We start from the raw sequence: 25035 nt of genomic DNA on the forward strand, positions 1-25035 counted from the left end.
AGGGCGAGTTTGCCATCAGTTAAGCCACCAGCACCGTCAAGTTCGATACCGACACCCCGCGCTAAGGTATTGGCTTCGTCAAACTCTACGATCGCTTCTCCATATTCGTAGCGTCCCAGGATGTAATATTGGGTGGGTTTATCGACGGCAGTTACGCCTCGTCTGTCGCACAGCAGCACGTCAGTTAAGACGGCTTCCAGGACTTCTTTTTGCACTTCGTCGAGGAATGAACTGGCATCGAGTTCTTCACCGTTGGGCAGTTCTACGGAGTCGTATTGGGTATAGGCGCGGAGTCCAGCACCGATGCAGGCGATGACTAGATCCGCACCCGTGACACCCTCTGACATAAGGTTTTTGACTCGTTCGCGCACAATCTCTGCCAGCAGGGGACGCACATCCATTGCATAATCGCCCACCTTGGCATCTTTGCGTTTGCGGGCAACTAGGAAGATGCTAGAGGCAAGGGCGGCTGAGTTTTGACCGCGAAGCCGTGACCCCATTTCAGTATCGAGGGGCCATGCTTCGGTAATAGTAAATCCTGCGCGTCTGAGGGAATCAATCAGTGTCGCCCAACCTGAAGTAGTTTTGTGGGCATAAACGACAACCATTATCCCATTGGGTTTCAGCACTCTGCTGGCTTCACAGAATGCCTGGTGCATCATGTCTTCATAAGCCTTCGCTGCCTCGGCTTTATTTCCCCCATGCCGTGAAGGTTCCATAATGGCTTCATTTTTCTTGGGGGTGAGTTGGCTAGAACAATGTTCTTTATAAAGGTGTCCAATTGAGCGTTTTAACCAGACATAAAAGAAGTCTGAAAGGTCAGCATAAGGTACAGAATCAAAGTAAGGCGGGTCTGTAATGACTGCATCTAAAGATTCAGGTTGGATGGGCAATGCCATTGCTGAACTACGTTGACATATTGCAGGATTTCCGCAACTAGCTTCTTGTTGAATAAAGTTTGTAATCCAAGGTAATGAGTTACTAGCACTTCCAGACGATTCACCGATGGGACAGCCTTCGCCAAAGTCCCATACCATTGGTAAAGCCTGCCTTCCGAAGGTATTGTTGATGCCACTTTGAGTAGGAGTTGGATCGTATCGGCAAAGGGTGCTAGCTCTATCAGCTACTCTATTGATCATCACGCCAAGATAAGTAGTGATCGCCTTCCCAAAGTCTTCCTCATACCCCTGCTGCAATATCTCCTCATGTGCCAGCCTCACCCACTTCACAAAAGTCATTAGCGACAGCAATTGTCGTGAAGTAAATAACTTGCCAAAATTATCTAAGCCATAAAGATGCGTGAAAAATGCTCTCGTATCTCCAGAAAAAATAGGCTCATTAGGAACGGTTAAGCCTGTTTCTGCACAAAGCTTTTCTAATCGATTATTTAATTTATCGTTATCAGGAATATAGCGATTATATAAATTCACTGCTAAATAAGTTTTACCTTTTGCGCCTGGTGTTGTGCAGACAATCGCCATTAATTGCTGACCAATATTGCCAGCTTTTCCCTGTTCTTTAATATAATCTGTCTTAGACGTTGTTCCACAATGTCGGCAAGTAGAAGTACCCCTTGAACTACCAATAGCAGGGTCAAAACCTAACCCTTTTTCCGTAGTGGCTTCTATTACTTCAAACTCAACCCGCTTTGTATCATGATTCGGGATAACTTTTAGCGCAACATACTTTTTGCTCTTCTTACAAAGCCAAGTTTGACGGACTAAAGGGACTGCTGCACCGCAACCAGGGTTAGGACATTTAACCGTCCGCGTCCAAAGATAAGCAACAGGTGTTAACTCCTGATGAAACGATAAATTTAATTGTTTGGGCTTTTGTTCCTCCCACATTTCTAGTTGTTCAGCTTCTTTAGCTAGAGGCTCTCCAACCTTAATATTAGGATACAAGTCTCCAATTTCTTGCCGCACATTTTTAATTACCCAGTTGCCCCATTTATCGACTTCATCAGCGAGTTTTTTACCGTATTTTTGCGGATAAACTAGAGTACAAAGCTCAATAATATGGGCGACTGGATTAAGTTCTATTGCATAGCTTTCACAGCCCAATCGCAGCGCTTCTAAGGGAATTGCTCCTCCCCCAGAAAACATATCCAACACCTTGGGCGGTGGCACTTGATTGAGGGGTGTGTCAGAGGGGAGATTGAGGCGTTCTCGCTGTGCCTCCAATATTTGTTTTCTAGCTTTGGCAATAGTCGCTTCCCCAGCTTGCCACTTGCAAAGCTCAATCATCGCCTTACTCAAAGCGTTACGCTTCTGGGGAGTCTCCGGTGCAGCAACCAGCGAAGCAAAGACCGCCGCCCTTGCTGCAACTAAAGGTCGTCTCGCCCACCACAAATGCAGTGTAGAAATATGACCTTTACGAATTGACTTTTCCCGTGCGGCTTCAAGAGAAATTTCACGAATCGGGATAAAGTCTTCAATCAGGCGACGGTCTGAGGTCATAGTTGCGTTACTTTGCTTTGTTGCTGTTTTTGCTGTAAAAATTCGGCAAAATCTAGAATTTCTGCCAATTTGTCTTCAGATAAATTATCTAAAACGGCGAGGATTTGTCCCCGTACCCCTATCGTTTCTCGTGCAGGTTTAACTAGCCGTAACTGTTGAGGAGAAACCGTTTCTACTCCAATCGTCTCCATAAATGAATCAGATTCATCGCGGTTAGCGGGTGTAAAATCTCCTTGGATATCCGCCTTCACCCAACCCGCAAACAATTCCACCATGAAGGCTTCACCATCATTAAAAACCTCAACAATTGCTCCTGGTGTTCCTTCTGGTGCCGTACCCCCGTCTGTAAGAGCGATCGCTTCCTTTAATTTGACAGAATCAAATAGCTGAAACTGGCTCATTGCTGCCTCCCATATTGTTCTGGAACTGCGGTGACAAACCGAACTACAGTCTCACCAAACAGCACAATCCAAGCTGTCCGAATCCGCCAAGATACCCCAGACGGCCCTGTAACCAGAATAACGACAGACAAGCGATCGCCGTAGGCATTTTGTCCTTGGGGTTGTAGCCTGTCCAGGGATACCTCAGCCAGTATTGCCTCTCGAATGTCCTCTGCCGACTGAAATCCCATCACCTCGTGCCAGAATTTTCGCTTATCGCCACCTTCCCCCGATGCAGTTGTATGGTTGAGGAGATATTCCGCTTTGGCTATAGGAAACTCTAAGCCTAGTGGTGAAGTCATCGAGTCCGGGTTCCCTCCTGATTCACTGCCTGACGTAGCAACGCCTCAGCCCCAACAATATACCGCGTCACCTGTTTAATCTCCACTGGTATTAAAAGAAGAGATCTTTAATTGTCCGAACTAACCAATTCGGTTCATCATAATTCCTATAATTAAAATCCTTAAAAACTTCATTTTTAGCTCTTTTTGACTTAGAAGCCGATTTAGGGGATTTCTTTGGTTTACTTTTGGGTTTTTGCTGAGATTTTTGTTCTCTAAGTTTTTCTATATTTTCCAGAGTTATACTGTCATCTTTAATATTAATATCTTGGACATTAGCCTTGGTCAATTTAGTCTTATTACTAAATTTAATTTGAGACAGAGTTGCTCGTGCAAGATTTGCATCGCTTAAATCTGCTTGAATTAAGTTCACTGATTCTAAAATTGTCTTACTTAATTTACTTTTAACTAATTTAGCCTTAAATAAATCGGTATCAATTAATTTTGCACCTGTTAAATCTGCTGCACTTAAATCTGCAAATCCTAAGAGAGTTTTAATCAAAGTAACATTCTTGAATATCACCTTAGTCAAGTCACAGTATCTCAAGTTGGTAGATGTTAAATTAACTTTTTGCAATCTAGATTCAGACAAGTTAGATTTTTCTAAGTTAGCGAATGATAAATTTACATTGTCCATTTTAACTTTAAATAAATCAGATTCAATAAGATTAACTCCTGCTAAATTAGATTGCTTTAGTTCTGAATATTTCAAACTTATTTTATACAGGTTTGCATCTAAAAAATCAGCATTGTTAATAAATGAAGAATTAATTTTTGCGTTTTTTAAGATACTTTCTGTAAACTTGATGTTTGATAATTGACATTCCTGCATTTCTAATTCCTGAAGATTGGCTTGAACCAAGTTAGATTTCAGGAGGTACACATTATAGAATAAAGACTTTTGTAAATCTGCTTCTTGGAAACTGCAACAATCAATAATGAGATCAGCTAAGGCTGCCTCAATAAATTGAGTTTTTTCTAGATTACAATTTTCAAAATTTAGCTCGACTAACACAGCTTCGCTCAAGTTAGCACCTGATAGATTGACTCGCTTTAGCTTTATATTTGTTTCTCCTTCAGCAATCTTGGCTGGTTTATTTATTTTAATTCCACTTAAGTCTACGCCACTTAAATCAATATCTTCAAATAGTCTTTTTCCTTCCTCAATTTGCTTGATAAATTCTTCTCTAGTAAGTTTATTATTTTGTTCTTGGTTTTCCATTTTACTCATTGTTTTTTCAAGACAACTAAGAATTTAACTAGCTACTGCTTTGGACAAAGCCTCAGCCCCGACGATATACCGCGTCACTTGCTTAATCTCCTTGGCATCCCCCGCCAAGACTCTCGCTGGATTCGGAATCTTCAATAACTCTGGATTCGGCGTCTTGCAGCCCCAAACCACATACAGCCAGTACGAATCCCCTAACTGCTGTGCCTTGCGCCACTCATTCACCGTCAGAGAAACTTCCAACTCCCGCTGCGCCCGTCCCTTCACCTCAATCCGACGCACGGGTGCAATGCCCGTTTCTGGGTCAACGGGTCCCACACTGCGAATGTCAAAACCACTGCCATCCCGATTCTTACTAACATCCTCCGGTTCCCATCCCCGCTGGCGCTCATAGTCCATCACGTACTGCATGGCAAAAGCATCAACCTCTGGATCGTTCCGCATCCCTGGATAGCTGGACACTTCCACAGGTGCCGGATGGACTAGAGCCGTTCCCAAATATGCGACTCGCCCAGGACGTACAATCTTGAGATAGTCCAGTTCGTTCTGCTTATACTTATAGCGTTCTTGCAAGTCGCGCACCTTATTCTGAGCCGCATCTCGTGCCACTCGGTAGGTTTCATCACCCGCTGCCACTTTCGCCGCTAACTTCATCTGGGTGCGTTGGGCATCCCGAATCGCTGATTCCATCGCCTGCTTCAGGTAGTCCTGCCGGATTTGCAACTCCCGTTGCCGCTGCGATCGCTCCTGATTCATCAACGGCAGTTGAACTTTCACCTTCAGCCAGTTTTCCACTCGCTGCTGTTCGGCAGGAGTCGGCGGCTGAAGCGCAGAGTTACTCAAAGATTGAGCAGGGGCTAAATCGTGCAGGCAGTCGGGCGGAATGAGTGTTAGTTCTCCAGAAGCGTCCTCGGCAACCGCACACATACGAGCCTTGATAACGCTATCTTCTCCCTTACGCCCTTGACCGCCTACCTGCACGTCAAAAAAGTGAATACAGTAGGGATGTTCGGCATCGGCATCGATAAATACAGCCGCTTGATGGGAGATAGTTTCAGAAAGCTGAGCGTCCAGTCGTTCAGCGACGGCGGCAAATAGAGGATGCCCTGGCGAACATAAATCGGCATCCTGGTGAGCAGCAGTCGCCAGATTTTCCTTATAAAATGTCAGCTTGGGATAATTTTTCTCTGGGGTTCCCAGGCGACGGATTGCCTCTAGATGATCAGAGCGAAACTCCTCTTTAACGTAGGGAACGCGCCACAACCCATCGGCACGGGGTTCTAAGTTCACCCGCAGGTGTTCGCAAGCGCGTTTGAAAAATTCTTCCACATAGCGCGGCATCAACCGCTGTTCTTCAGAAACGTAATCCTGAGTTTGGGTGCGCCGAATTTGGGATAAATCCACATGGGTTGTCGCCAGTGCCACACCCGTTGCCTGTTCTAACGCCTCCAATCGTCCGGGGTTCAAGCGCTCAATTTGCTCTAGCGCTTCGTCTTCCAAAGCTGGAGTGTAGGTGGCTTCCCGCACCAAGTCCTCAAAGCGGATGTCATTCAGTTGCAGCAGTTGACCGATGACATCAAAAACGCGATCGCCCATTGCTATGCGAATTTCTTCCAGCTTTGTCAGCAACCGATTCAGCACCCGCCCTTCGACAGTATTCACTGCCGCGAAGTTGAAGATGTAAACCTCATGTTCCTGACCAATCCGGTGAATCCGCCCCATCCGCTGTTCCAAGCGGTTCGGGTTCCAAGGCAGGTCGTAGTTAATCATCAACCGACAGAATTGCAGGTTAATTCCTTCTCCCGCTGCCTCAGTTGCCAAACAAATCTGTTTGTTGAACTGGAAATCCTTTTGTGCGGCTTTTCGTGCCAGCACATTCATTCCCCCGTGAATCTCACAGGTGCTATATCTCCAATCGGTCAGATTCTTTTTAAGATACTCCAGGGTATCCCGATGCTCGGTGAAAATCAGCAGTTTGCCGCGACCATCCTTAAGTTCATCAAAGTCAGCTCCCTCTAGGCATTCTTTCAGGGCATTGAGTTTGGTTTCCGTCCCCACATCAATAGTCTGCTGAGTGAGTTTGACGAGTCGCTCCAGTTCCCGTAACTCTTCTCGCAACTGGTCTATTTGTTCGGCGACGGTAGACTCGATCGCTAGCGCTTCTAACTGCTCTTCGTCACAGTCATCACTCTCTTGCTCCGCATCAACAGGTTTCCCCAAGTTCATCAAGCGATCGCGCTGTTCTGCCGGAGATAGCTCATCGAGTTCCGCCAACAAATCTGCAAAGCGCCGCTGTCGCCTTTTCAAGGAACTGAAAATGGCATTCAAACTACTGGCTAATCGCCGCTGCAACACCGTCCGAGCCAGAGCAACTGCCGCTTGCTTACGCCCTTGGGTTTTCCCCAAATACTTGTTAATGTACTTCGTTACCTGTTTGTACAGGTGCTCTTCTTCTGGGGATAAATTAAACGGCACGGTTTGGGCATGGCGTGCTTTGAAGAGCTTGCGCCCCTTAAAGTCTCTCAATTCCTCTTTAATCCGACGCAGGAACCAAGGACTATTTTCCAAGCTCAAAATCTGGGGATTGAGTTCATCACAGATAAACTGCTCTGGATCGAGTAACCGTAGGAAGTTGTGAAACTGATCGACATCCCCCTGGTGCGGAGTTGCCGTCAACAACAGAATCCTCTCGCTATTGCGGGATAATTCTTCAGCTAATTTGTAGCGCCCTGTGCGCCGCAAGTCATCGCCGTGGGTTCGGGCGGAACATTTATGGGCTTCATCAATAATCACTAAATCCCAGTCCACTTGCAGGATACCAGGCATGACATCATCCCGCTTGGCAAAGTCAATCGAAGCAATACACTGGCGGAACCTGTCCCAAGGATTACCCGCCAACTGGTTCTTCGCCAGAGTGGACGTTATCACCTCAAAAGTTTCAGAGAACTTGCTGCGAAGTTCGTCTTGCCATTGAATCGTTAGCGGTGCAGGGCTGAGAATTAACACTCGGTCAATGGCGTTGCGTAATTTAAGCTCTTTAAGTAGCAATCCAGCCATAATCGTTTTCCCAGCACCGGGGTCATCTGCCAGCAGAAACCGCAGCCGAACCTGGGGCAAAATTCGTTCGTAAACAGCTTCTAGCTGGTGGGGTAAGGGACGAACGCCGCTGAGACTGACGGCGAAGTGAGGATCGTAAGCGAAGGCGGTTTTAATCCGTGCCGACTCAACGAACAAGAAAAATGAATTGGCATCGACGGGAGCCGAGTCGGTTTGCTGCTGACGAGCGAGAATCTCCTCAACCTCAGCACTACTCAAGAGCGCTTCCCGTAATTCGCCACTTGCGGTGCGAACCTGTAGCAGTACGGTTTCATCAATAACGTTGGTGGACTCGACAGTAACAGCCCCGGTGAATTGTTCGGGGATGGAAATCCGTCTGCCAATTAGTTGCTCGATCATCGGCTGTTCTTTTACACGCACTCGTCGGCTGTTCTCATTCTCTTCGCTCTCCCCACAAGAACAGTGTGATCTAGAACAAGGAGCGATCGCATAATCCTCTACTTCGCCTTGCTGAATTTTCACCAATTCAAAAAGTCATAAATTCATAAATTCGACAATGGACAAAGGCGGAAAGGCGATTTAAGCTGTTGATATGGGTTGAGGGTACAGAGCTTGCTGATCACAGTTGCCGGGTTCAAAGGGGGCGTGGGGAAAACCACATCCGCCGTCCATTTAGCCTGTTACTTTGCCAAGAAGGGCGACACGTTACTGGTCGATGGCGACCCAAACCGGAGTGCGACGGGGTGGTGTAAGCGAGGAGACCTGCCATTCAAAGTAGTAGACCTGATGCAAGCCGCCCTGTACAGTCCCAAGTATGAACATATCGTCATCGACACTGCCGCCCGACCCAACCGGGACGAGTTGGAAGCCTTGGCGGACGGGTGCAACCTTTTAGTTCTGCCGACTACCCCAGACGCCCTGGCGATTGACGCTTTGCTACAAACTGTAGACTTACTCCAGGCATTGGGGAGCGATCGCTACCGCATCTTGCTGACGATGGTTCACCCCAAACCCGTGAAGACGGCAGCGCAGGCTAGAGCCGCCTTATCAGAGTTGCCATTGTTTAAGAGAGATATCCGGCGCTATATCTGCTATGAGAAGGCATCTTTAGAAGGCGTACCCGTGTATGAAGTCAAAGACCGGATGGCAAAGCTCGCTTGGCAAGACTATCTAGCAGTCGGTAAGGAAATTTTGCCATGACCGACCCAACGGATTTATTCAAGAAGCTGGTACGCGATGCCAGCGGCGGTGCGCGAAGCGCCCATCGCTCTGAAACTCAACCCACCTCGCCTAAATCTGAATCTCTTGCTACACCGCCTGACATACCTGAACCGAAACGACGTGGCAGACCAGCTACGGGCAAGCGGAGCGACCCTAACTGGATTGGTCGAACTTACTACATCCGCAAAGAAACCGATTTAGATGTTGAGGATGAACTGCTACAGCTCAAGCGACAAGGCATTGAGCTAGATAAGTCAGAGCTAGTTGATAAGTTGCTCAATGCCTGGGTGAAATGGCGAATGGATGAAAATTCAGAGATTCGGCTATCTGAAATTACGCCAATACGAAAAGATGATAAAGAATAGGCGTTTGTGTAGCAAGCGACTTTATTGGCGAATTCTCAGACACATTCATAAGCAGCCAGCGCCGCAAATCGTGACGGTCAGGTTCACCGACTATAAGTTTGTGTCCACCAAGCCCAAACTCGAACTAAATTCATCGCCACTGCCGTGATGATATGCTGCAACAACCTATCTCTTATCCCTTACCTCGAAACTCATCGCCATCGCTGGTTGGTTGCTGCTGTTCAGACTGGGGCGGTTGAGGGCAATAGCGATCAATAAGCTCCTGTTTCTTTCCCGGCTCCTGGGGAGCGATCACCTTTTCTGGTTGACTGTTCTCTACATTTGCAGACTTGCTAGCAGGAATCTCACTCTTGCTCTCTTGTTGATTCTTGCTCTCTTGTTGATTTCCTTGGAATTCTCCTTGATTAATTGTATCTGAGGAGTGATTGACTTTGCCTAAACATCTGTTTTTCAGCTCATCCAGTCTACTGTGCAAGTAGGGAGATATTTCTTTTTGAGTTTCAGTTTTGTGGGTTTGGGTATTTTCCGGAGTTGAGTTTTGTCCGTAGTTACCCTTCAGTTCAGGCTTTGTGGCTCGTTCATTTTCCCCCTGGCTTTCGGACGACTGAATTCCAGTAGTGGGAGTCTCTGTATTTTTCTTCAGTCCCTCATAAGATCTTGTGTAAGGGTTAATCCCTGACTTAAAACCATTTCTTCTGGGCGCATCTTGATTTTCATACTCTTCACACGCTTTTTTCTGCCAATCGTGAAATGCTCTTAAGTTATTTAATTTGGGATAATTAGCTCTTTCAGGCTGAGAAATCGGGCGATGGAATGGATTTTCGCTCTCCCCTTTACTGGTGCTAATGACTTGCTCATTTTCAGGATTAGGGTTATTTTGATTTTCAGATGAGTCCCCCGAATAGATTTTACCAAGCTTTGACTTCTCTATTCTTTGGCGCAAGGCTTGCAACTCTTCAGGAGTCATAAGTTCACCTTCAATATCTTTTCATCGATTGAGTTATCAAGGTGTTAACCGTTCAAGTTAAGGTCTACTTTGATCTCCCGATTCTTGAGGCTCAACTAGTTTCGATGTCTCAGTTGGGGTTGGTTCGATGTATTTTTTGCGTAGATTGGCAAAGGGATCAGAACCAGGAGCAGGGCTACTACTTAACTCGCTTTTAGTTGGGTCACTGTTTTCTTCAGGGTTTGATAGGCTTTGCCCATAGTTGCCTTTCAACTCTGGTTTTGCTTGCGCCTCACCTATCTCTGAAGGCGGCAGATTATCGGCTGGGTTATCTTGGTTTTTGAGGTGAGGAAATTTTTTTTCTAATGCCGCTCTGGGTTCATCTTTAAGATTCTTATTATCTAAAAGTTTCTTAGCATGAGCTTCTTGACTGTCTTGGGGTTCAGGTGTACTTTTTTGCTGACCGTTATTTGTTGGACTCGCTCCAGTTTCTTTCCCTTGTTCATTCTTATCACGCGCATTTTCATCTATACTTTTTGAGTCTGGATAAACATCACCTTTAGGATTTTCTGCTGTTGTTTTAGGCTTTTGCTTGGGTTTAGGGAAATTTTCAGACATGAAGTTTGTTTCTTGTAAACTGGTTAGTTAAGGCAGAAAATATGGCAAATCTTCTGGTTCTTTTCCTGTCAGTTGAATTGCCAAACAAGTTGCAAGCGAGGGTTTCAAATCATCACTTAAGTAAGGGAAGATAGGAGTAGTTGTCATCCAATTTTGTAATGCCGTAAATGGACTAATGTTTTCATCTTGCATATCTTTATAGAAAGAAGTGCGATCGCCCTCCAACAACATCCTGTTCTCATACCGAAATACCCCAGGCGCTTCACATTTGGCGTATTCTGGGTGAGGCAGTCCGATTTTTAGCAGATGCTCCGGGATGCGGCAGATGTCAATCCAGTTGGTTTGAGTTTGAGGATTGGGATTGAGAATTGCCTCAATGAGCAAGCGGTGGGCGTGTTGGGTTTGGCATCCCAGCCAGCCATGTACCTTGCCTTTTTCCTGGACGGCTTCTAAGGCTAAAAACGAAATGGCACTGTTGAGGATGCCTTGAATTTGGTCGGTAGTTAGATGGTTAGCACCGCGCTCGATGAGGATGCGTCCGAGGATTGGACGGGCAGTATCGGCAGCTGGTGCGCCAAAAGGAGCCGCTAGGAGTTGAAGGATTAGGTTAGATTTGAGAGATTTGTATTGAGGATGCTCCGATAGTATTTGCACTAAGTCAGCACCCTGCTCGATACAAGCTGCCGATCGCGAATCGGTTGGACAGCCAATCAGAGGAGCATACAAAGAAGGATACTGGGATTGAAATTCAGCTTGGAAGAGGGCATGAATTTCTTCGTCGCGCAAACGCGGATTAAAGCCGTTGTCAGCATCCTTGAAGTTAGGGGCGCTGGTGACGCTGGGTTCGGGGTTGCCACCGATGTAGTAAAGCATTTGTCCTGTGCCGAGGGAAGCGAGGGATTTTTCCTGCTGGGGGGTAAGCAGCATGGAACGACCGAGGGTTTCCCTGTTTTTAGCTTCGACGACGCGGTGAGCGATTTTGATGTTAGTGTTGACCATAACATCGGGGACTAAGCCTTCGGGGTTTTGTTCTGCGATCGCAATTCCCTGTCCAAACCCCCGGACTTCTGCCAGCATATTGGCAAAGTTCCGTACCGCTTTGCCTTTGGGGTTAGCCGTCTCCTGATTGGTGGACTCAGATACATTTGCTAAAAGGTTATGAGCCTCTTCAACTAATAGCAAATGCTTGAGTTCTCCTGTGGCTTCATGGCGTCTGGCAGTCCAATATTGATAGCATCGATTCAAAATTAAACCCATGATAAACGCCCGGTCATCAGTGTTGGTAATCTGGCTCATTTCCAGAATCACAGGGCATTGCATCAATTGCTCAAAGGGAACGGATTCTGTTGTATCCAGCATTCGTCCCAAAGCACCGCGACAGAACTTATTCAGGCGCACGGAGAGGGCGGCGGTAATTTCATCGGTGGTTTCTTTCTTATAGCCGAGTTTGGGAACGATTTCGGAAATTAAGGCGGCTAAGTCAGAGAAGCGAGGAGGCGTAAGCTTGCTGTTGTCCCCCAGGATGGTAAAGCCTTGGCGTTTGTAAGCTTCTTGAATTAGCTGTTCCACGACGTTGGGGAGTGGTCCCCACATACTCATGGCAACGGAAAATAGATCAAGCAGCGCCCCTTGATGGCTATCGAGATTAATTCCTTCTGGCACCTCAAAGGGATTGAAGCGCAACGGTGCAACTCGCTCGTCTCCTAATGAGAAAATGAGCAGGTCATCTTTTAGGGAATTAACGGCTTTGAGTCCCCGATACTCGGTTTTAGCTGGTTCTAAAACCATCCAAGGAATGCGGTATTCTCGCCACAAAGTTTCCAATAAATAGAGAGAGGTGTTGGTTTTGCCGCTGCCGGGAACGCCACTAATGAGCAAGTGCTGAGTTAGCTGTTTTTTACTTAGTTGTAAGGCACCAATGCGAATTTCAGCGGGAATCTCGCTGATTTTTTGAGGTCGTCGGGCATCTTTGGCACCGGGGGCAGAGGGTAAACCCCAGACTCCGGCACGGTCAGCGATGGGAAGGCGGAAGACGCTGTGAACTTCTTCGGGGCTAAATAGCCAGGGGAGGCGCTCCAAGTCATAGGTGTTCGCCCAGCGGTGGAGAGTGAGGTCTGCCCAGTTCTGGCACACTGCCATTTTTTGGGCTTCGGTTTGGGCAGTTACAACCTGTCCACCCCCACCCAACCGTTGGGGTTCATTTTGCGCTTTGCCGTCGATAGCGGTTTGAAAGGCGGCTGTTACGGACTGCGGTAGGGTACTTTCAGCGATGATGCTGATGGTCATTTCAAAAGGCGATCGCCAGTTCGTCTGCAACCTCGTCCAAGCCTGGGATGCCTGTTCGGCTTCTACGAGTTTTTCTTGATATTGAATACTGCTAGAGAGTACGCGATTTTGGGAACTTTCAGTGCGGCTGATACTGGCAATGTTGGCATAAAGCCGTGCTTGGTCTGCTAGGTAAGTAGCTTCTTGGCGCGTCAGTTGGGTAGGACGTAAGTTAATGGCAACTGAGGCTGGAGTGGGATGGCACAAGAGGGCACGAAACAGGTCTTGGAAATTGGAAGGATTGGGAATCCAGGGGTCGATACGGATACCTACAGCACTAGGAATGTCGGCACTGGTGATTGTTTGCAGCGGGGTAATCGTGCGGCGGAATTCTGCGAGAGAGCTAGTATTAGCTGGTAAAAAAGGTAATCGTAGCAGGGCTAATTGTTCAATATCGTGGCAGGGTTCTAGGAGATAGCCATTGGGAAAGGTATCACGGACTTTGTTAAAAAAGTTCCGGGCGGCGCTGATGGTTTCAGCCTCAGCTTGCCCTTCGGTTTTGCCGACTAGACCAAAGATTAAGTCTTGTTCTGGATCGCCAGTAGTGATGAGGCGGAGGGAGAGGGTAAAGCGGCTTTCACCATGCAGTTGTTGTATCCAGCGTTGTTGGGATTGTAGTAGCTGGTTCAGGGCGGTGTCATAGCTCATCCCAGTGCGAGCTTGTTCTAGGGAAAGCAAATCGGGCACGGCTGGGATGATAGCTCCCCACAAGACTGTGAGCGTTTGCTGTTCAGTGGGTTCAACGGAGACTGCTGGGGCAGAAGTGGCTTCCCACCTGATTAGTGTGTTGCTCATGACAATGTCAAAGATCGGAACTGATTAGAGTCTGTAGAGTTTTGCATAGCCTTTAGCCTTTGAGCATCTGCTGAATCTCGATAAAGTGAGATCGCGCTTTCTGATTCTCCGGCTCTAGCTGCAAACATTTATTCAGCGCCATCTCTGCTCCCCGATAGTCCTGCAAATTCGCCTTAGCAAGTCCCAGCCCATGCCAAGCACTCGCATCCTGTGGTAGTTGTTGCGTTAGCTGCTCCCAGTAATACGCCGCCCTAGAATAATCTCCAATTTCTTCAGCAAACTCAGCTCCTAACTTCACCACTTCAACGTAGTGATTCTTGTAAAGTTGCTGTTGCGTTGGGTCTTGCTGAGCAGCACTATAAGCAATAGTTAGTGATTGATTGAGCCTGCCCATTTGGAGACACAGTTTTGCCGCTGCCCAAAGGTTAGAGACAGATAAATCAGAATCTAGCTGTTGAAGAGAAACAATTGGTGAGCGCATCAGTCTTCACTTTTGTAAAACTACGCTGTTTTGTAATACTTTCACCGTCGGAAAGTCTTCCCACCCAGAGAAGTTCGCGTCAAAATTTCTTTAACTTGCTCTTCTTTATAACCTTTAGATTGCAACATCGGTCTAAGAACTTCCTCTACTTGCTTCGACACCATGTCATCAAGCTTTTTCGCATCAACTAAATCTAGAGGTGGTATATCTATCTCTTGCCCTTTACGTTGCCTTAAGAAGAATACGAGTAAGATAATCCCTATTACCGGGACTATTCCACTCAAAGCGGCGATAATGCTGCTAAAAAAGAATCCCATAAATTTAGTCCAGTAATTGTTAATCGTCGTAGTTTCTACTGTTAAAAGAAGTTACTCATAGCCATAGCAGTAGCACCACCAAGGAATAGCAGCAAGAACAGAGTAGGTAAGAGTACACAAGCTGTAACCAAACGAGCATTCGCTTTCTTGGGAACGATTTCCATAGATTGCATGATACTGGGAACAAGTAAATAAATTTCACTCCAGATGACTAACGGGGTGCATATCAAAAATAAGTTCTGAGTAGCGAATGTAAATAAAGTCAGGACAATTGCTACAAATAACCACAAACCCATAATGGCTGGAGTTGGTTCAGGTTCAAATCTTGTTATCCAGCTGACAAATAGATCGGAGCCATAGTTTTCGACAAGTAAGTAAGTTCTGACTCGATGGTATGAGACTACACAAAATCTTCTGTAGTCACCTCTAGGCGATCTGCCCCGTCGAATCGGAAATAGTTCTACGCCCATAAAGGACTGAGTAGCTGAGTCAGCTATGTGAGCATCTGTCAGTCTAGCTTCAAAACAATCAGTTTCTTCATACTGCCTCATCTGACCCAGTTTTTCTTCAATAACTGCTGCTACTGTCTCAGCAGATTCATTGAAGTCAGGAATGATGTAACCATCAAAAGCATTGAACCCATTGTCCTTTGAACCATAAGCTCGTATCCAAGGCGTATTCCGAAAACCAGTGACCATGTAAAATCGTGTTGCTAAACGCGAGAGTCCATCTGGCTGTTTTTCTACTTGCTCATCTACATAATGTTTCCAGTTCAATACCTTCAGTGGAGAGGTTTGACCTCTAACACCAGGTTCTTGAATTGGCGACCTTGTAGTTATAAATTGATCAAAAATAGCAGCACCACTATTATCACTAGCCGAAACAGGCTCTTGAACATTTGGGCGGACAAGACCCCGAGTTGGAGTCACAGAATTAGGATGCTGTGTCGATGATGAGTAAAGCGGCGGCGGTACTGGTACTGCTGGTGCGGTCTGGGTGTTTGCTATTGATGTTGTTGTTTGTTGGTGTCCATTGGTTTCGCTGCCTTCAGGTGTCGCTACCAGGACAATTCCACCTGCTATAGCAATTCGCGTTTGAGCTTTGATCGGGTAGTCGGTGATCGGCTGATTATTAACAAAGGTGCTGTTGCTGCTTCCTAAGTCATATACGTGCCAAGAAGTAGTGAGTTGATTGAAACTGAACTTTAGATGACGGTCAGAGACAACATTGACGTAGGGAAGAGGAATATCACAGTCAGAGCTACTGCCAATGACATACTCGCGATTAGGCTTTATAGTCCAGCTTTGACCTGTTTGTTCAAGGAAGAGCTTGAGTTTCATTGGCTTGCGTGAAGAACTACTAGGATGCTAGTGAATAGTCGCAAAAAGCTTCAAGTAATACAATTTTTGAGTAATACAACCAACGTACTTTGATTAAGCAGATACCTCCTGTAGAATTAATCCTCCGGTTAAAACCTTATGCAATGACGCTTGTATGTGTATTGCATAAATTCCTCTAACTCTGCTGCTGAATCCTATAGAGAACTTGTGAGGAATTCGTGAAGATAACCTTTTTATGTAAGTCCTAAGTAGATAAAACTGTATTACAGATGTATGACTAATTAGGTCTTTGTTACTCAACTTTCTATATATTATGCAATCACTATGAAAGGCTACGGTGAAATTACTTAATGGAGTTGACTAATGTCTTGTAAAATCAGTGAAATTACGTATAACCTATAGATAACTAGTAAGTATACTTGTAGTATCTCTAGTAACTATAGTCTAAAAATGCCCTGGTTATGTCCACTACTCTAGAACCGGGTTCCCTAGTCAACAATCGATATGAAATACAACAAGTCATCAACCAAGCTAAGTCTGAACGTATTTACTTGGTAGAAGATCGGGAGCAATACAGCGAGACCTGTATTTTAAAGAAATTCATATCAATAGAATCTGATGGAGGAGTAATAGTTGGACAATACTTCCAGCAACAATTAACTCTTCTCCAAGGTTTAAGACATCCTCAAGTTCAGCTAGTTAAGAATTTCTTTTGGGAAGGCGAACAGCTGTTCATTGTTCAAAGCTACGTAGAGGGACAGACTTATCAAGAACTATTGCGCTCACGTCCGTCGCTGACAGAGCCGGAAGCTATTCAGCTACTCAATCAAATTCTACCAGTCCTGACCTACTTACATAATCAGCAGATTACCCACGGAGACATTTCACCCAGTCATCTTCTGTTAAGAATTCATGACAATCTGCCCGTCCTAACAGATTTTGGGGTCATGCAAGACATCAGGAAACAGATGGGAATAGAAACCACTGAGACAAAACTCTTAGACAAGGTGAGAGAACTTCCAGTGGGTTTTATTTCACCCGGTTCGGGCGAAGATTTATATGCTCTTGCCTTAACAGTGATAATACTGCTGACAGGTCAAGATATCCAGGTTTTGTTCAACTCTCAAACTCAAACGTGGGACTGGGAGCGTTGGAAACTTGTTAGCGATCAATTCGCTGAGGTGCTGAATCGGATGTTGGCGGTGCAACCGACAAACCGCTTCTCCAGTGCTGACGCTGTTCTACAAGCCTTAAACTCTCCTGCGCCAGCACCTGTCCCTGTGGCACCTACTGCCTATCAAGTTCCGCCTATTCCTCTTGCTGCACCTTACACTCAACCCACTGCCACTTACTATCAATCGCCAACAGTCGTTCCTCAACCACCTGTTGATGCGTATTTTCAGCCAGAACCAACTAACACGAGGACTTCAGATTTAAAGGATTGGCAAAAAGCGGTTATTACAGGCGGCATCATTGGAGCATTTATTCTAGTGGCTCTTGTCGTTTCAGCTAAGTTTCAAATCTTGCCTTTTGTGAAACCGACACAACAACCCACCATTGCACAACAAGAGATAAGCCCACAACAATCCTCTCCATCACCATCAATCTCACAAGAAGAGGCGATCAACCTCCTTCAGAAGTGGCAAAGCGCCAAACGAGACATATTTGCTCCTCCATTTAATCGCCAACGAGGCGTGGAACTGCTGACAGGCAAAGCCTATAACGATAATCTCGGTTCTAATAGTTCTATCGATTGGCTACAAAGCAATGATGCCTACTACAACTATGGCGTACAGCGGGTTGATTCAGTTGAGCATTTCGAGACGAGTGGTGAGCAAGCAACTATCGATGTTGTAGTTACCGAGGAGCGTACCTTCTATAAGAACGGCCGGGTAGTTCGCGGTGAAAACACTGCCTTTGATACAAGGTTGGTGCGCTACAGCTTACAGTCTGAGAACGGGCAATGGAAGATAGCTGATTACCATACCGTCAGAGTCATCAAGACGAGGTAACTAAGGTGTAAAGTTGTGAATCAGCAACCCCTGTCAAGATGGAAGAGACGCGATCGCAAAATTTCTGAACTGGAAGCAGAACTAGATCGCGCTTATCAAATCATTCAGCAGCTACAGCAACAAAACGATCAGCTACAATACCAAATTACTCATTGGTACAAGAGTGAGGATGAGCAATCTCAAGTTTTGGTGGATGAAGTTTCCCTACCATCCTCAGAAACCAGACAGTACGCACTGAATCCAACCGTTACTTCTCGCAATAGCGCTACTAAACTTTCTCAGATGCAATTTGCTGCCTTGGCAACAGCTGTAGCTGGCTGTTTAACTCTGGGTGGATTACTGGCGCTTCACTTGATAACCAAGCATCTGTCCAAACCTTCTAGATCACCTTTGGCACCGCTAGTCTCTCCAGCTTCTCCTCCAGCAACGTTATCACCTCTTTCAGGACTAGTGTACAACGTGAGGAAACCCCCCAACTTAAAGCCAAGCCAGAAGTTACAAATAATTGTTGACGAAGTAGTTAATATTGCTGCGGCGAAAGGACTGCCAACCACACCGCTATCAATCACCTTAATTGACCTGAACTCAGGTGAATTTGCCGGATATCAACAAGAGCAGCCAAGATTTCCTGCCAGTGTGGTCAAGATGTTTTGGATGGTCGCTCTCTATGCTCCATTACAAAAAGGTATCTTTCCAAACGAAGAAGTCTTTACGGCGGATCTGCAAAAAATGATTAAGAAATCAGATAACGAGGCAGCTAGTCGCATCCTTGACGAAATTACCAATACCGAATCCGCATCAGAACTAGAGGGAGAAAACTATCAAATTTGGCTGAGCAAGCGCAAGCAACTCAACAATTTTTTCCAAGAAGCCGGTTATGAGGATATTAATGTCAGTCAAAAAGCTTTTCCAATCCCCTATTTAAAACTCTATGAGCCTAAGGGGCGCGAACAGCAAATGCGAGGCAATCCAACGCATCCTATTCGGAACAAAATAACAACATTCCAAGCGGCTCGACTTTTATATGAAATTGTTACCATGCAGGCTATTTCACAAGAATATAGTGAAAAAATGATGAGCCTGTTGACCCTAGATGCAGCAACCAGAACTCAAAATCGTGAGCTGCAAGACCCGGAGCGGTTTAATCCTGTACGAGGTTTTTTCAGCCAGTCTTTGCCAGATAATATTTATTTTGCGGCTAAAGCTGGTTGGACTTCTAGGTCACGTCAAGAAGCTGCTTATATAGCAACACCCGATGGTGAATCTGCTTATATTTTAGTGATTTTTGCTGAACATTCCTCTTACGCTTATGATTGGAAAATTTTTCCTAAAATGTCTATTAATGTGTTAAATAGGATGAAAAATTAATCTTAATAAATGAATCACTTTATATCCGCAGAATTAGACAATTATAGAAAGCCACTTACTTAAGGCTTAGTTATGATGAGACTTCCAGATTTTTCCAATCAGGGCTACCAGATAAGCCAAGAATTAGGACGGAATCGCGAAGGAGGACGCATTACCTATTTAGCAACTTCTACCAGCCTAGGATATCAGGTAGTGCTTAAGCAGTTTTGCTTTGCTCAATCTGGCTCTAGCTGGTCAGGGTTTAAAGCTTATGAACGCGAGATCAATGTGCTACGACAACTAGATCATCCAGGCATCCCACGTTATCTAGATTCCTTTGAAAATCGAGATGGTTTTTGTTTAGTTCAACAATATGTAAATGCACGATCCTTAGCCGAAATACGTCCCTTTACACCCGAACAAATAAAACAAATTGCCATCTCTGCTCTAGAAATTTTAGTTTACTTACAAAAGTATATTCCTCCAGTATTCCATCGGGATATTAAACCTGAAAATATTTTGGTTGATGAACAGGTTAAGGTTTATCTAATTGACTTTGGTTTTAGTCGGATTGGTGGGGAAGCAGCTAGCGAAAGCAGCATGGTAGCTGGCACTCCTGGTTTTATGTCTCCTGAACATCTACACAAACTCACTCCAGCATCAGATGTTTATAGTCTAGGAGCAACGCTAATCTGCTTGCTGACGGGGAAAACAACGACCACGATTCAGGAATTAATTGATAAGCGCGAACATTATCGTGTTCGTTTCAAGTCTCAGGTTCCTGAACACATCAGTCCGCGCTTCACTAGCTGGTTAGAAAAGATGGTTGAACCCAACCTAAAAAACCGCTTTCGCAACGCAGCTTCTGCCTTAGCAGCACTCAAACCAATTTCTATTGTCCGTTCGCCGAAATCTCGGATACTTTCAACTGTTCGGATAGGTCTGTCATTGCTTGCAGGCAGTGCAATCTCTGTATTGGGATTAACTAAGGGGTCTGAAATCTATCTGTATTTTGTCTCTCAGATTAATAATAATGTAACTTCTAATATCACCTCTAGTTCTAGCCCTATCGAGGGCGAAGGCAGTCCTAACCAACCGACTGCTACCCCAATTGAAAGTAGAAGCCCAGATAGTAGCCCATTACCTACTGATTCCTCTCAATCGGAGAATGAAACCATCAACACGCCGACTCTAAATTCAACTCCCACTCCTACTCAAGATCCCGGCAACACGATTAGCCAAGCGCTTAACTTGGGCATCCTTCAAGATACTCGCACCTACAATGATTTCGTAGGCAGTGTTGATATGGCTGATTACTACCGCTTCCAATTAAACACTACCAGCAATGTCCAACTGTCACTTAACAGTTTAAGCGAGTACACTTACCTGGAGTTGATTCTAGACCGCAATGGCAATGGTCAAGTGGATCGAGGTGAGGTTTTGTATGACACAGGCAGTTCATCCTCAGCTTCGATTAGCAGACCCTTGGGAGCAGGAACTTACATCTTCCGAGTCTATCCGAGCGATCGCAACCATAACACAACCTATACTCTGGAAGCCTCAGCAACACAAATATCAACAAACCCAACTGACCCTGGCAATACCCTTAGCCAAGCGCTTGACCTGGGCATCCTTCGGGATACTCGCACCTACAATGACTTTGTGGGGAGTGTTGACCTTGAAGATTACTACCGCTTCCAGCTAAACACTACCGGCAACGTTCAACTCTCACTTAACAGTCTGAGCGAGTACACTTACCTGGAGTTAATTCTAGACCGCAACAGCAACGGTCAGGTGGATCGAGGTGAGGTTCTGTATGACACGGGTAGTTCATCCTCAGCTTCGATTAGCAGACCTTTGGGGGCAGGAACTTACATCTTCCGAGTCTATCCGAGCGATCGCAACCATAATACGACCTATACCCTTGAAGTTGCTGCTACAGAAGCACAAACAAACTAACACCAAAATCCATAAATCCTCAATTCTGGTCGGGTACATTTAGGAAGACAGACGCCAAATCTTTACTGTCATATCTGCACTGCCACTGACTAGAGTCTGTCCATCAGGGCTGAAAGCAACAGACTTAACCGGACCTAAATGCCTAAGAGTATGAAGCAACTCTCCCGTCTGAAAATTCCAAATCCTAATCGTGTTGTCATCACCACCGCTCACAAGGGTTTGCCCATCTGGGCTAAAAGCAACAGACAAAACTGTACCTGAGTGTTCCGTGAGAGTACGCAGAAGTTTTCCAGTACTTGAATTCCACAGCATGATTGGTTGGTCAGAACCGCCGCTGGCGAGCGTTTGTCCATCGGGGCTAATAGCGACAGACCAAAGCGACCCAATAGAGGAGTCAAACCAGGATACCAAGGAACCGATTAAGTCTGAAGGTGAAGGTCGATTGAGGGTGTGCAGTAATTCCCCAGTTCGCCAATTCCAAATCTTGATTGCACCATCTATGCCACCACTGACGAGGAACTGTCCGTCAGGACTGAAGGCGACAGACCTAACATCCCACCCATGGCCCCTCAAGGTGCGTCGTACTTTCCCACTGCCCAGATGCCAAAGTCTAATTGTGGTGTCAATATGTCCACTGGCTAGGGTTTGCCCATCGGGGCTGAAGGCGATGCAGCTAACGCGCAGAGCAAGTAATGAACCTCCGAGCGTTTGTTGTAGTCTGGCTGTGTCTACATCCCACAGCTTGATGTTACCATCCTGAAATTCCATGTTACTACCACTAGCGAGGATTTTCCCATCCGGGCTGAAGGCGAGGGAAAGAACTACGCTTGAATGTCCAGTGAGAGTGGAGAGCAATTCTCCAGTCGCTAGGTTCCATAGCTTGATGGTATGGTCAAGACTGCCACTAGCAAGAGTTGTCCCATCTGGGCTAATTACCACTGACACAACGGTGTCTGAATGTCCAGTGAGAGTATATTTAAGTACCCATGAAGGCGGTACTCCGACCTCAGGCTTAGGGAGAAACCCTTCCCAAGTTAGCGGTTCTACTGCTGGATTCTGGCAAATCACTGGCAACCAGCTGACACTCGCATATTGCTTTTCCCAGCCTTCCAACCTTTCCCGTGCTTCGCGTACCGAGACATAAAAAGATTTTTTATTGGCAAAGGCAGCGAGGAAATGCTGTAAAAATTCTTGTGCCACTTGGTCTGGTACTGGCTCTCGCATGACAATACTCTGCGGCAGGTGCAACTTAGATAACTGGTTTGCTAACCCCAACCCATCACAAGAGTTGAAGATAGCTAATTGCAACCCGCGTTTAATGGCATTCCTTAGGGACTTCTTGAACTCGTCAATTTCTAAGCTGTCGTTCTGATTGATATCAATCCAACCGATTTGACCATCTTCTTGGCTAGAACTGTGACCGGCAAAGAAGAAGATATGCCAGCCTTGAGAGTCCCAAAGCTTTTCTATTAATTTGTATCGTTCAGGTTGGTCAAGGATTTCAATTTCTGCCCCGCGATCGCGTAAATCATTCAGCACCTGTTGGTCAAACTGGATATTAATGTTGTCTCTTCTGCCCAAGAGAGCGAGGATTCTGACGTTTGACTGCCTCTGAATAGGAGGCATCCCACTTGGAGATTCATAGTCTGGCTCACTTAAAGCAATTTCCGCATTGGTGTAGCGATCGGCAAATAAATCCCACACCTGCCAGGGTAGCCGCCGTAGCTGAATGTCTTTAGTTTGGATGATGACCCGAATCTCGTCATCTCTACTCAAGTTCTCTCGTAGACCATCCCGAATTTGTCGCCACTCGCCATTCCCGAAGTTGAGCCAAGCATTGAGCTGTGCTGCTAACTCCTTGGCTGATTCATCGCAGGAAAATTGCGTCACCCTTCTGGGCGTGATGCGAGAACGATTTGCAGATTGCTCATTAGGGGATGGATTTACTTTGTCACGAAAGGCGGCTTGCCACTTGCGAAATGATTCAGGAATGTGGGGTGCTGAAGGTAACAGACCTCGAAGAGCGATCGCAGGTCGAGCGCCATCTTCTCCAATCTCCAGAATGGCGGGAAATCCTCCTTTAAAGTTGCCCTCTAGCAGATTAAGGACGACTAACTTCCCCATTGCTTGCTATCAACAAGTGTTAATACACTCAAATCAAAAATCTTCTGTGATGCTAACATCCCCTAGAGCGACTCCGACACTGAACGGCTCTCCAGGTTTTACCCCAAACTCCAGTTGCATCGAATCAGCAACACTTCTAGCCTGATCTTGCAACTCTGGGATAAGAATTCCAAATTCATCTAGTACGAACAATTGCAAACCTACTGGCAGATGAAGGGCATCACCCGCAGGATAAACCCATACGCATACCCCCACTTCTTCAGATTCAGGCGTTATCTGGACAACCAATACCACCACTTGCTCCGCCCCTAAGTCAACTTCCTTAGCCCGTCTCACGCTGCCTTCTGGTGCTTCAGCGTCAATTGAGCGGGAACGACCAGTACGACGAGGTAGCACCTGTTCCACAGGCTGCCAATTCCAAGGCTCTATTGTCACAAATGCATCGTCTTCCATAAGTTGTTTTAAATGCGTAACTATGACCTCAACTCGCGGTCTGTTCACTTCCTGAATCGTGCCAGTCAACACAATAAAACTTCTAACATGAGATGGTTCCACGATTGGGGGGAAATACCCTAGTGGATCTGTTGATGGGGTTGGACTGCGAACATCTTCCCAATTCACTTCTAAAACCTGGCAAAAAGCCTTGAAAGCTTTAGCATTAATGCGCCTTTTTCCTTCCAAAAAGCGTTTCCAAGTCGGTAATGAAATGCCTGGGGCAAAGATGCGTCCAGCTACATAGTCCTCAGCTTCCCAGTTGGTATCTGGCTCTAGAACCTTACTCGCTTCCCTCAGCCATCTGTCGTCCTCTATAATCCATCCCTTTTCATTTCTGGCTTGTCTAATTCTTTCAAGTCCCTGCTGAGAAGCTATAAGAGTCAGCATTTCACACCTGAGTCGAGTAATTATCGATGATCAATCCTAGATCACCCTTTTCCTGATCAAAGGATCACCCTCTTTGTGAGCAAAAGATGAGTCTGGTGCAACCCTGTCAAATCAAGGATGGTAGATGTGGAAAGCAAACCGGGCCCGCAAGCTTCTCCTGTAACGCCAAAGATTTAGATTATATAGGAGTTGAAGTTGTGGAAGAGCTAACCTTCACACAAAAGGCAAACGGACTCGCTCTTGGACCAATCGCTTACAAGCTCATGTATTCCGATGAGGGGCATGGGTGGACTTATGAGCAGACTGTCCGAGCGATCGCTGATTACATAAGATTTTTGCGCCTGAAATCTCTTCACCCCACAGCCAAGCTGGTTCCAACACGAGAAATTGACAAAGTGTGGCATTGTCACATTCTAGACACACAGAAGTATGCACAGGACTGCCATTTGCTGTTTGGTCGCTTTATTCATCATTTTCCCTATTATGGGCTACGCGGGAAAGCAGATCGGGAACAACTGAGCATTTCCTTTGCCGAGACCCAGCTACTCTCCGAGCAGTATCAGGATATACCAATAACCGAGGGATGGTGGCAACAGCCTAGTGGATGCATCTTACTCGACAAACAGCTTAGTGGATGCGTCTTGCTCGATAATGATTCGCAACAGACTCGCCCTAGCGTCTCTCTCAATTTGAAAAGCGTTTTTTAAGCCGTGAGTGTTAACTAGGTTACCTAATCTATAGAAGGGTGTCCGAATCGGGCACCTTTCATTTTCTCTAG

The 25035-nt window shown here is 46.0% G+C and carries 19 protein-coding genes; 6 read left to right on the forward strand and 13 right to left on the reverse strand.

Features of this window, described 5'->3' with window-relative positions; genetic code table 11:
* From H6F98_RS00040 to H6F98_RS00060, 5 genes are all read right to left on the reverse strand, one after another.
* On the reverse strand, positions 1 to 2459 hold a 2459-nt coding region (locus H6F98_RS00040; RefSeq protein ID WP_192216630.1), incomplete at its 3' end, for a DUF1156 domain-containing protein.
* Positions 2456 to 2860, reverse strand: a complete 405-nt coding sequence (locus H6F98_RS00045; RefSeq protein WP_192216631.1) for a DUF2281 domain-containing protein — start codon at positions 2858 to 2860, stop codon at positions 2456 to 2458. The genes H6F98_RS00045 and H6F98_RS00040, both read right to left, overlap by 4 nt.
* Positions 2857 to 3201 carry a DUF6883 domain-containing protein gene (locus tag H6F98_RS00050; RefSeq protein ID WP_192216632.1) on the reverse strand — a complete coding sequence of 115 codons (345 nt, stop codon included), beginning with the start codon at positions 3199 to 3201 and terminating at the stop codon, positions 2857 to 2859. Before H6F98_RS00050 ends, H6F98_RS00045 begins: the two co-directional genes overlap by 4 nt.
* A 91-nt stretch (positions 3202 to 3292) precedes the next feature.
* On the reverse strand, positions 3293 to 4462 hold the full coding sequence (locus tag H6F98_RS00055; protein WP_192216633.1) for a pentapeptide repeat-containing protein: 1170 nt from the start codon (positions 4460 to 4462) through the stop codon (positions 3293 to 3295).
* A 33-nt stretch (positions 4463 to 4495) separates the two neighbouring features.
* Positions 4496 to 8047 carry a helicase-related protein gene (locus H6F98_RS00060; RefSeq protein ID WP_192216634.1) on the reverse strand — a complete coding sequence of 1184 codons (3552 nt, stop codon included), beginning with the start codon at positions 8045 to 8047 and terminating at the stop codon, positions 4496 to 4498.
* A 90-nt stretch (positions 8048 to 8137) separates the two neighbouring features.
* Here H6F98_RS00060 and H6F98_RS00065 point away from each other — a divergent pair, with 90 nt between their 5' ends.
* Positions 8138 to 8725: a ParA family protein gene (locus H6F98_RS00065; RefSeq protein WP_192216635.1), complete on the forward strand. Its 588-nt coding sequence runs from the start codon at positions 8138 to 8140 to the stop codon at positions 8723 to 8725.
* Positions 8722 to 9111, forward strand: coding sequence for a hypothetical protein (locus H6F98_RS00070; RefSeq protein WP_192216636.1), 390 nt, complete (start codon positions 8722 to 8724; stop codon positions 9109 to 9111). The genes H6F98_RS00065 and H6F98_RS00070 overlap by 4 nt, the downstream gene beginning before the upstream one ends.
* Positions 9112 to 9283: 172 nt before the next feature.
* Here H6F98_RS00070 and H6F98_RS00075 read toward each other — a convergent pair whose 3' ends face one another.
* From H6F98_RS00075 to H6F98_RS00100, 6 genes are read right to left on the reverse strand one after another with little or no spacing between them, the layout of a single operon-like run.
* Positions 9284 to 10078 (reverse strand): hypothetical protein, encoded by a 795-nt coding sequence (locus H6F98_RS00075; RefSeq protein WP_192216637.1) that lies wholly within the window; start codon positions 10076 to 10078, stop codon positions 9284 to 9286.
* A gap of 57 nt (positions 10079 to 10135) precedes the next feature.
* Positions 10136 to 10675: a hypothetical protein gene (locus tag H6F98_RS00080; RefSeq protein ID WP_192216638.1), complete on the reverse strand. Its 540-nt coding sequence runs from the start codon at positions 10673 to 10675 to the stop codon at positions 10136 to 10138.
* Positions 10676 to 10702: 27 nt separating this feature from the next.
* The gene (locus H6F98_RS00085; protein ID WP_192216639.1) at positions 10703 to 13795 is read right to left on the reverse strand and encodes an ATP-binding protein; all 3093 of its coding nucleotides are present in this window, start codon (positions 13793 to 13795) and stop codon (positions 10703 to 10705) included.
* A gap of 52 nt (positions 13796 to 13847) precedes the next feature.
* Positions 13848 to 14276 (reverse strand): hypothetical protein, encoded by a 429-nt coding sequence (locus tag H6F98_RS00090; protein WP_192216640.1) that lies wholly within the window; start codon positions 14274 to 14276, stop codon positions 13848 to 13850.
* Positions 14277 to 14317: 41 nt separating this feature from the next.
* The gene (locus H6F98_RS00095; RefSeq protein WP_192216641.1) at positions 14318 to 14593 is read right to left on the reverse strand and encodes a hypothetical protein; all 276 of its coding nucleotides are present in this window, start codon (positions 14591 to 14593) and stop codon (positions 14318 to 14320) included.
* Positions 14594 to 14634: 41 nt separating this feature from the next.
* The gene (locus H6F98_RS00100; protein ID WP_192216642.1) at positions 14635 to 15933 is read right to left on the reverse strand and encodes an FHA domain-containing protein; all 1299 of its coding nucleotides are present in this window, start codon (positions 15931 to 15933) and stop codon (positions 14635 to 14637) included.
* A 461-nt stretch (positions 15934 to 16394) separates the two neighbouring features.
* Between H6F98_RS00100 and H6F98_RS00105 the strand changes: the two genes are divergently transcribed.
* The 3 genes from H6F98_RS00105 (at position 16395) to H6F98_RS00115 (ending at position 21251) form a co-directional block, all read left to right on the forward strand.
* The gene (locus tag H6F98_RS00105) at positions 16395 to 17945 is read left to right on the forward strand and encodes an IMS domain-containing protein (RefSeq protein ID WP_192216643.1); all 1551 of its coding nucleotides are present in this window, start codon (positions 16395 to 16397) and stop codon (positions 17943 to 17945) included.
* A 15-nt stretch (positions 17946 to 17960) separates the two neighbouring features.
* Positions 17961 to 19313, forward strand: a complete 1353-nt coding sequence (locus tag H6F98_RS00110) for a serine hydrolase (protein ID WP_199348223.1) — start codon at positions 17961 to 17963, stop codon at positions 19311 to 19313.
* Positions 19314 to 19385: 72 nt separating this feature from the next.
* On the forward strand, positions 19386 to 21251 hold the full coding sequence (locus H6F98_RS00115; RefSeq protein WP_242058245.1) for a serine/threonine-protein kinase: 1866 nt from the start codon (positions 19386 to 19388) through the stop codon (positions 21249 to 21251).
* A 39-nt stretch (positions 21252 to 21290) separates the two neighbouring features.
* Here H6F98_RS00115 and H6F98_RS00120 read toward each other — a convergent pair whose 3' ends face one another.
* A complete protein-coding gene (locus H6F98_RS00120) occupies positions 21291 to 23375 on the reverse strand; it encodes a CHAT domain-containing protein (protein ID WP_192216644.1) in 2085 nt (694 codons plus the stop codon).
* A gap of 33 nt (positions 23376 to 23408) precedes the next feature.
* The gene (locus H6F98_RS00125) at positions 23409 to 24257 is read right to left on the reverse strand and encodes a DUF1822 family protein (protein ID WP_192216645.1); all 849 of its coding nucleotides are present in this window, start codon (positions 24255 to 24257) and stop codon (positions 23409 to 23411) included.
* A 197-nt stretch (positions 24258 to 24454) separates the two neighbouring features.
* On the opposite strand from H6F98_RS00125, the gene H6F98_RS00130 reads away from it, so the two are divergent.
* On the forward strand, positions 24455 to 24964 hold the full coding sequence (locus H6F98_RS00130) for a glycine-rich domain-containing protein-like (RefSeq protein ID WP_192216646.1): 510 nt from the start codon (positions 24455 to 24457) through the stop codon (positions 24962 to 24964).
* Positions 24965 to 25035: the final 71 nt, after the last annotated feature.

The sequence above is a fragment of the Microcoleus sp. FACHB-SPT15 genome (genome assembly GCF_014849525.1).
Taxonomy (GTDB): domain Bacteria; phylum Cyanobacteriota; class Cyanobacteriia; order Cyanobacteriales; family Coleofasciculaceae; genus Symplocastrum; species Symplocastrum torsivum.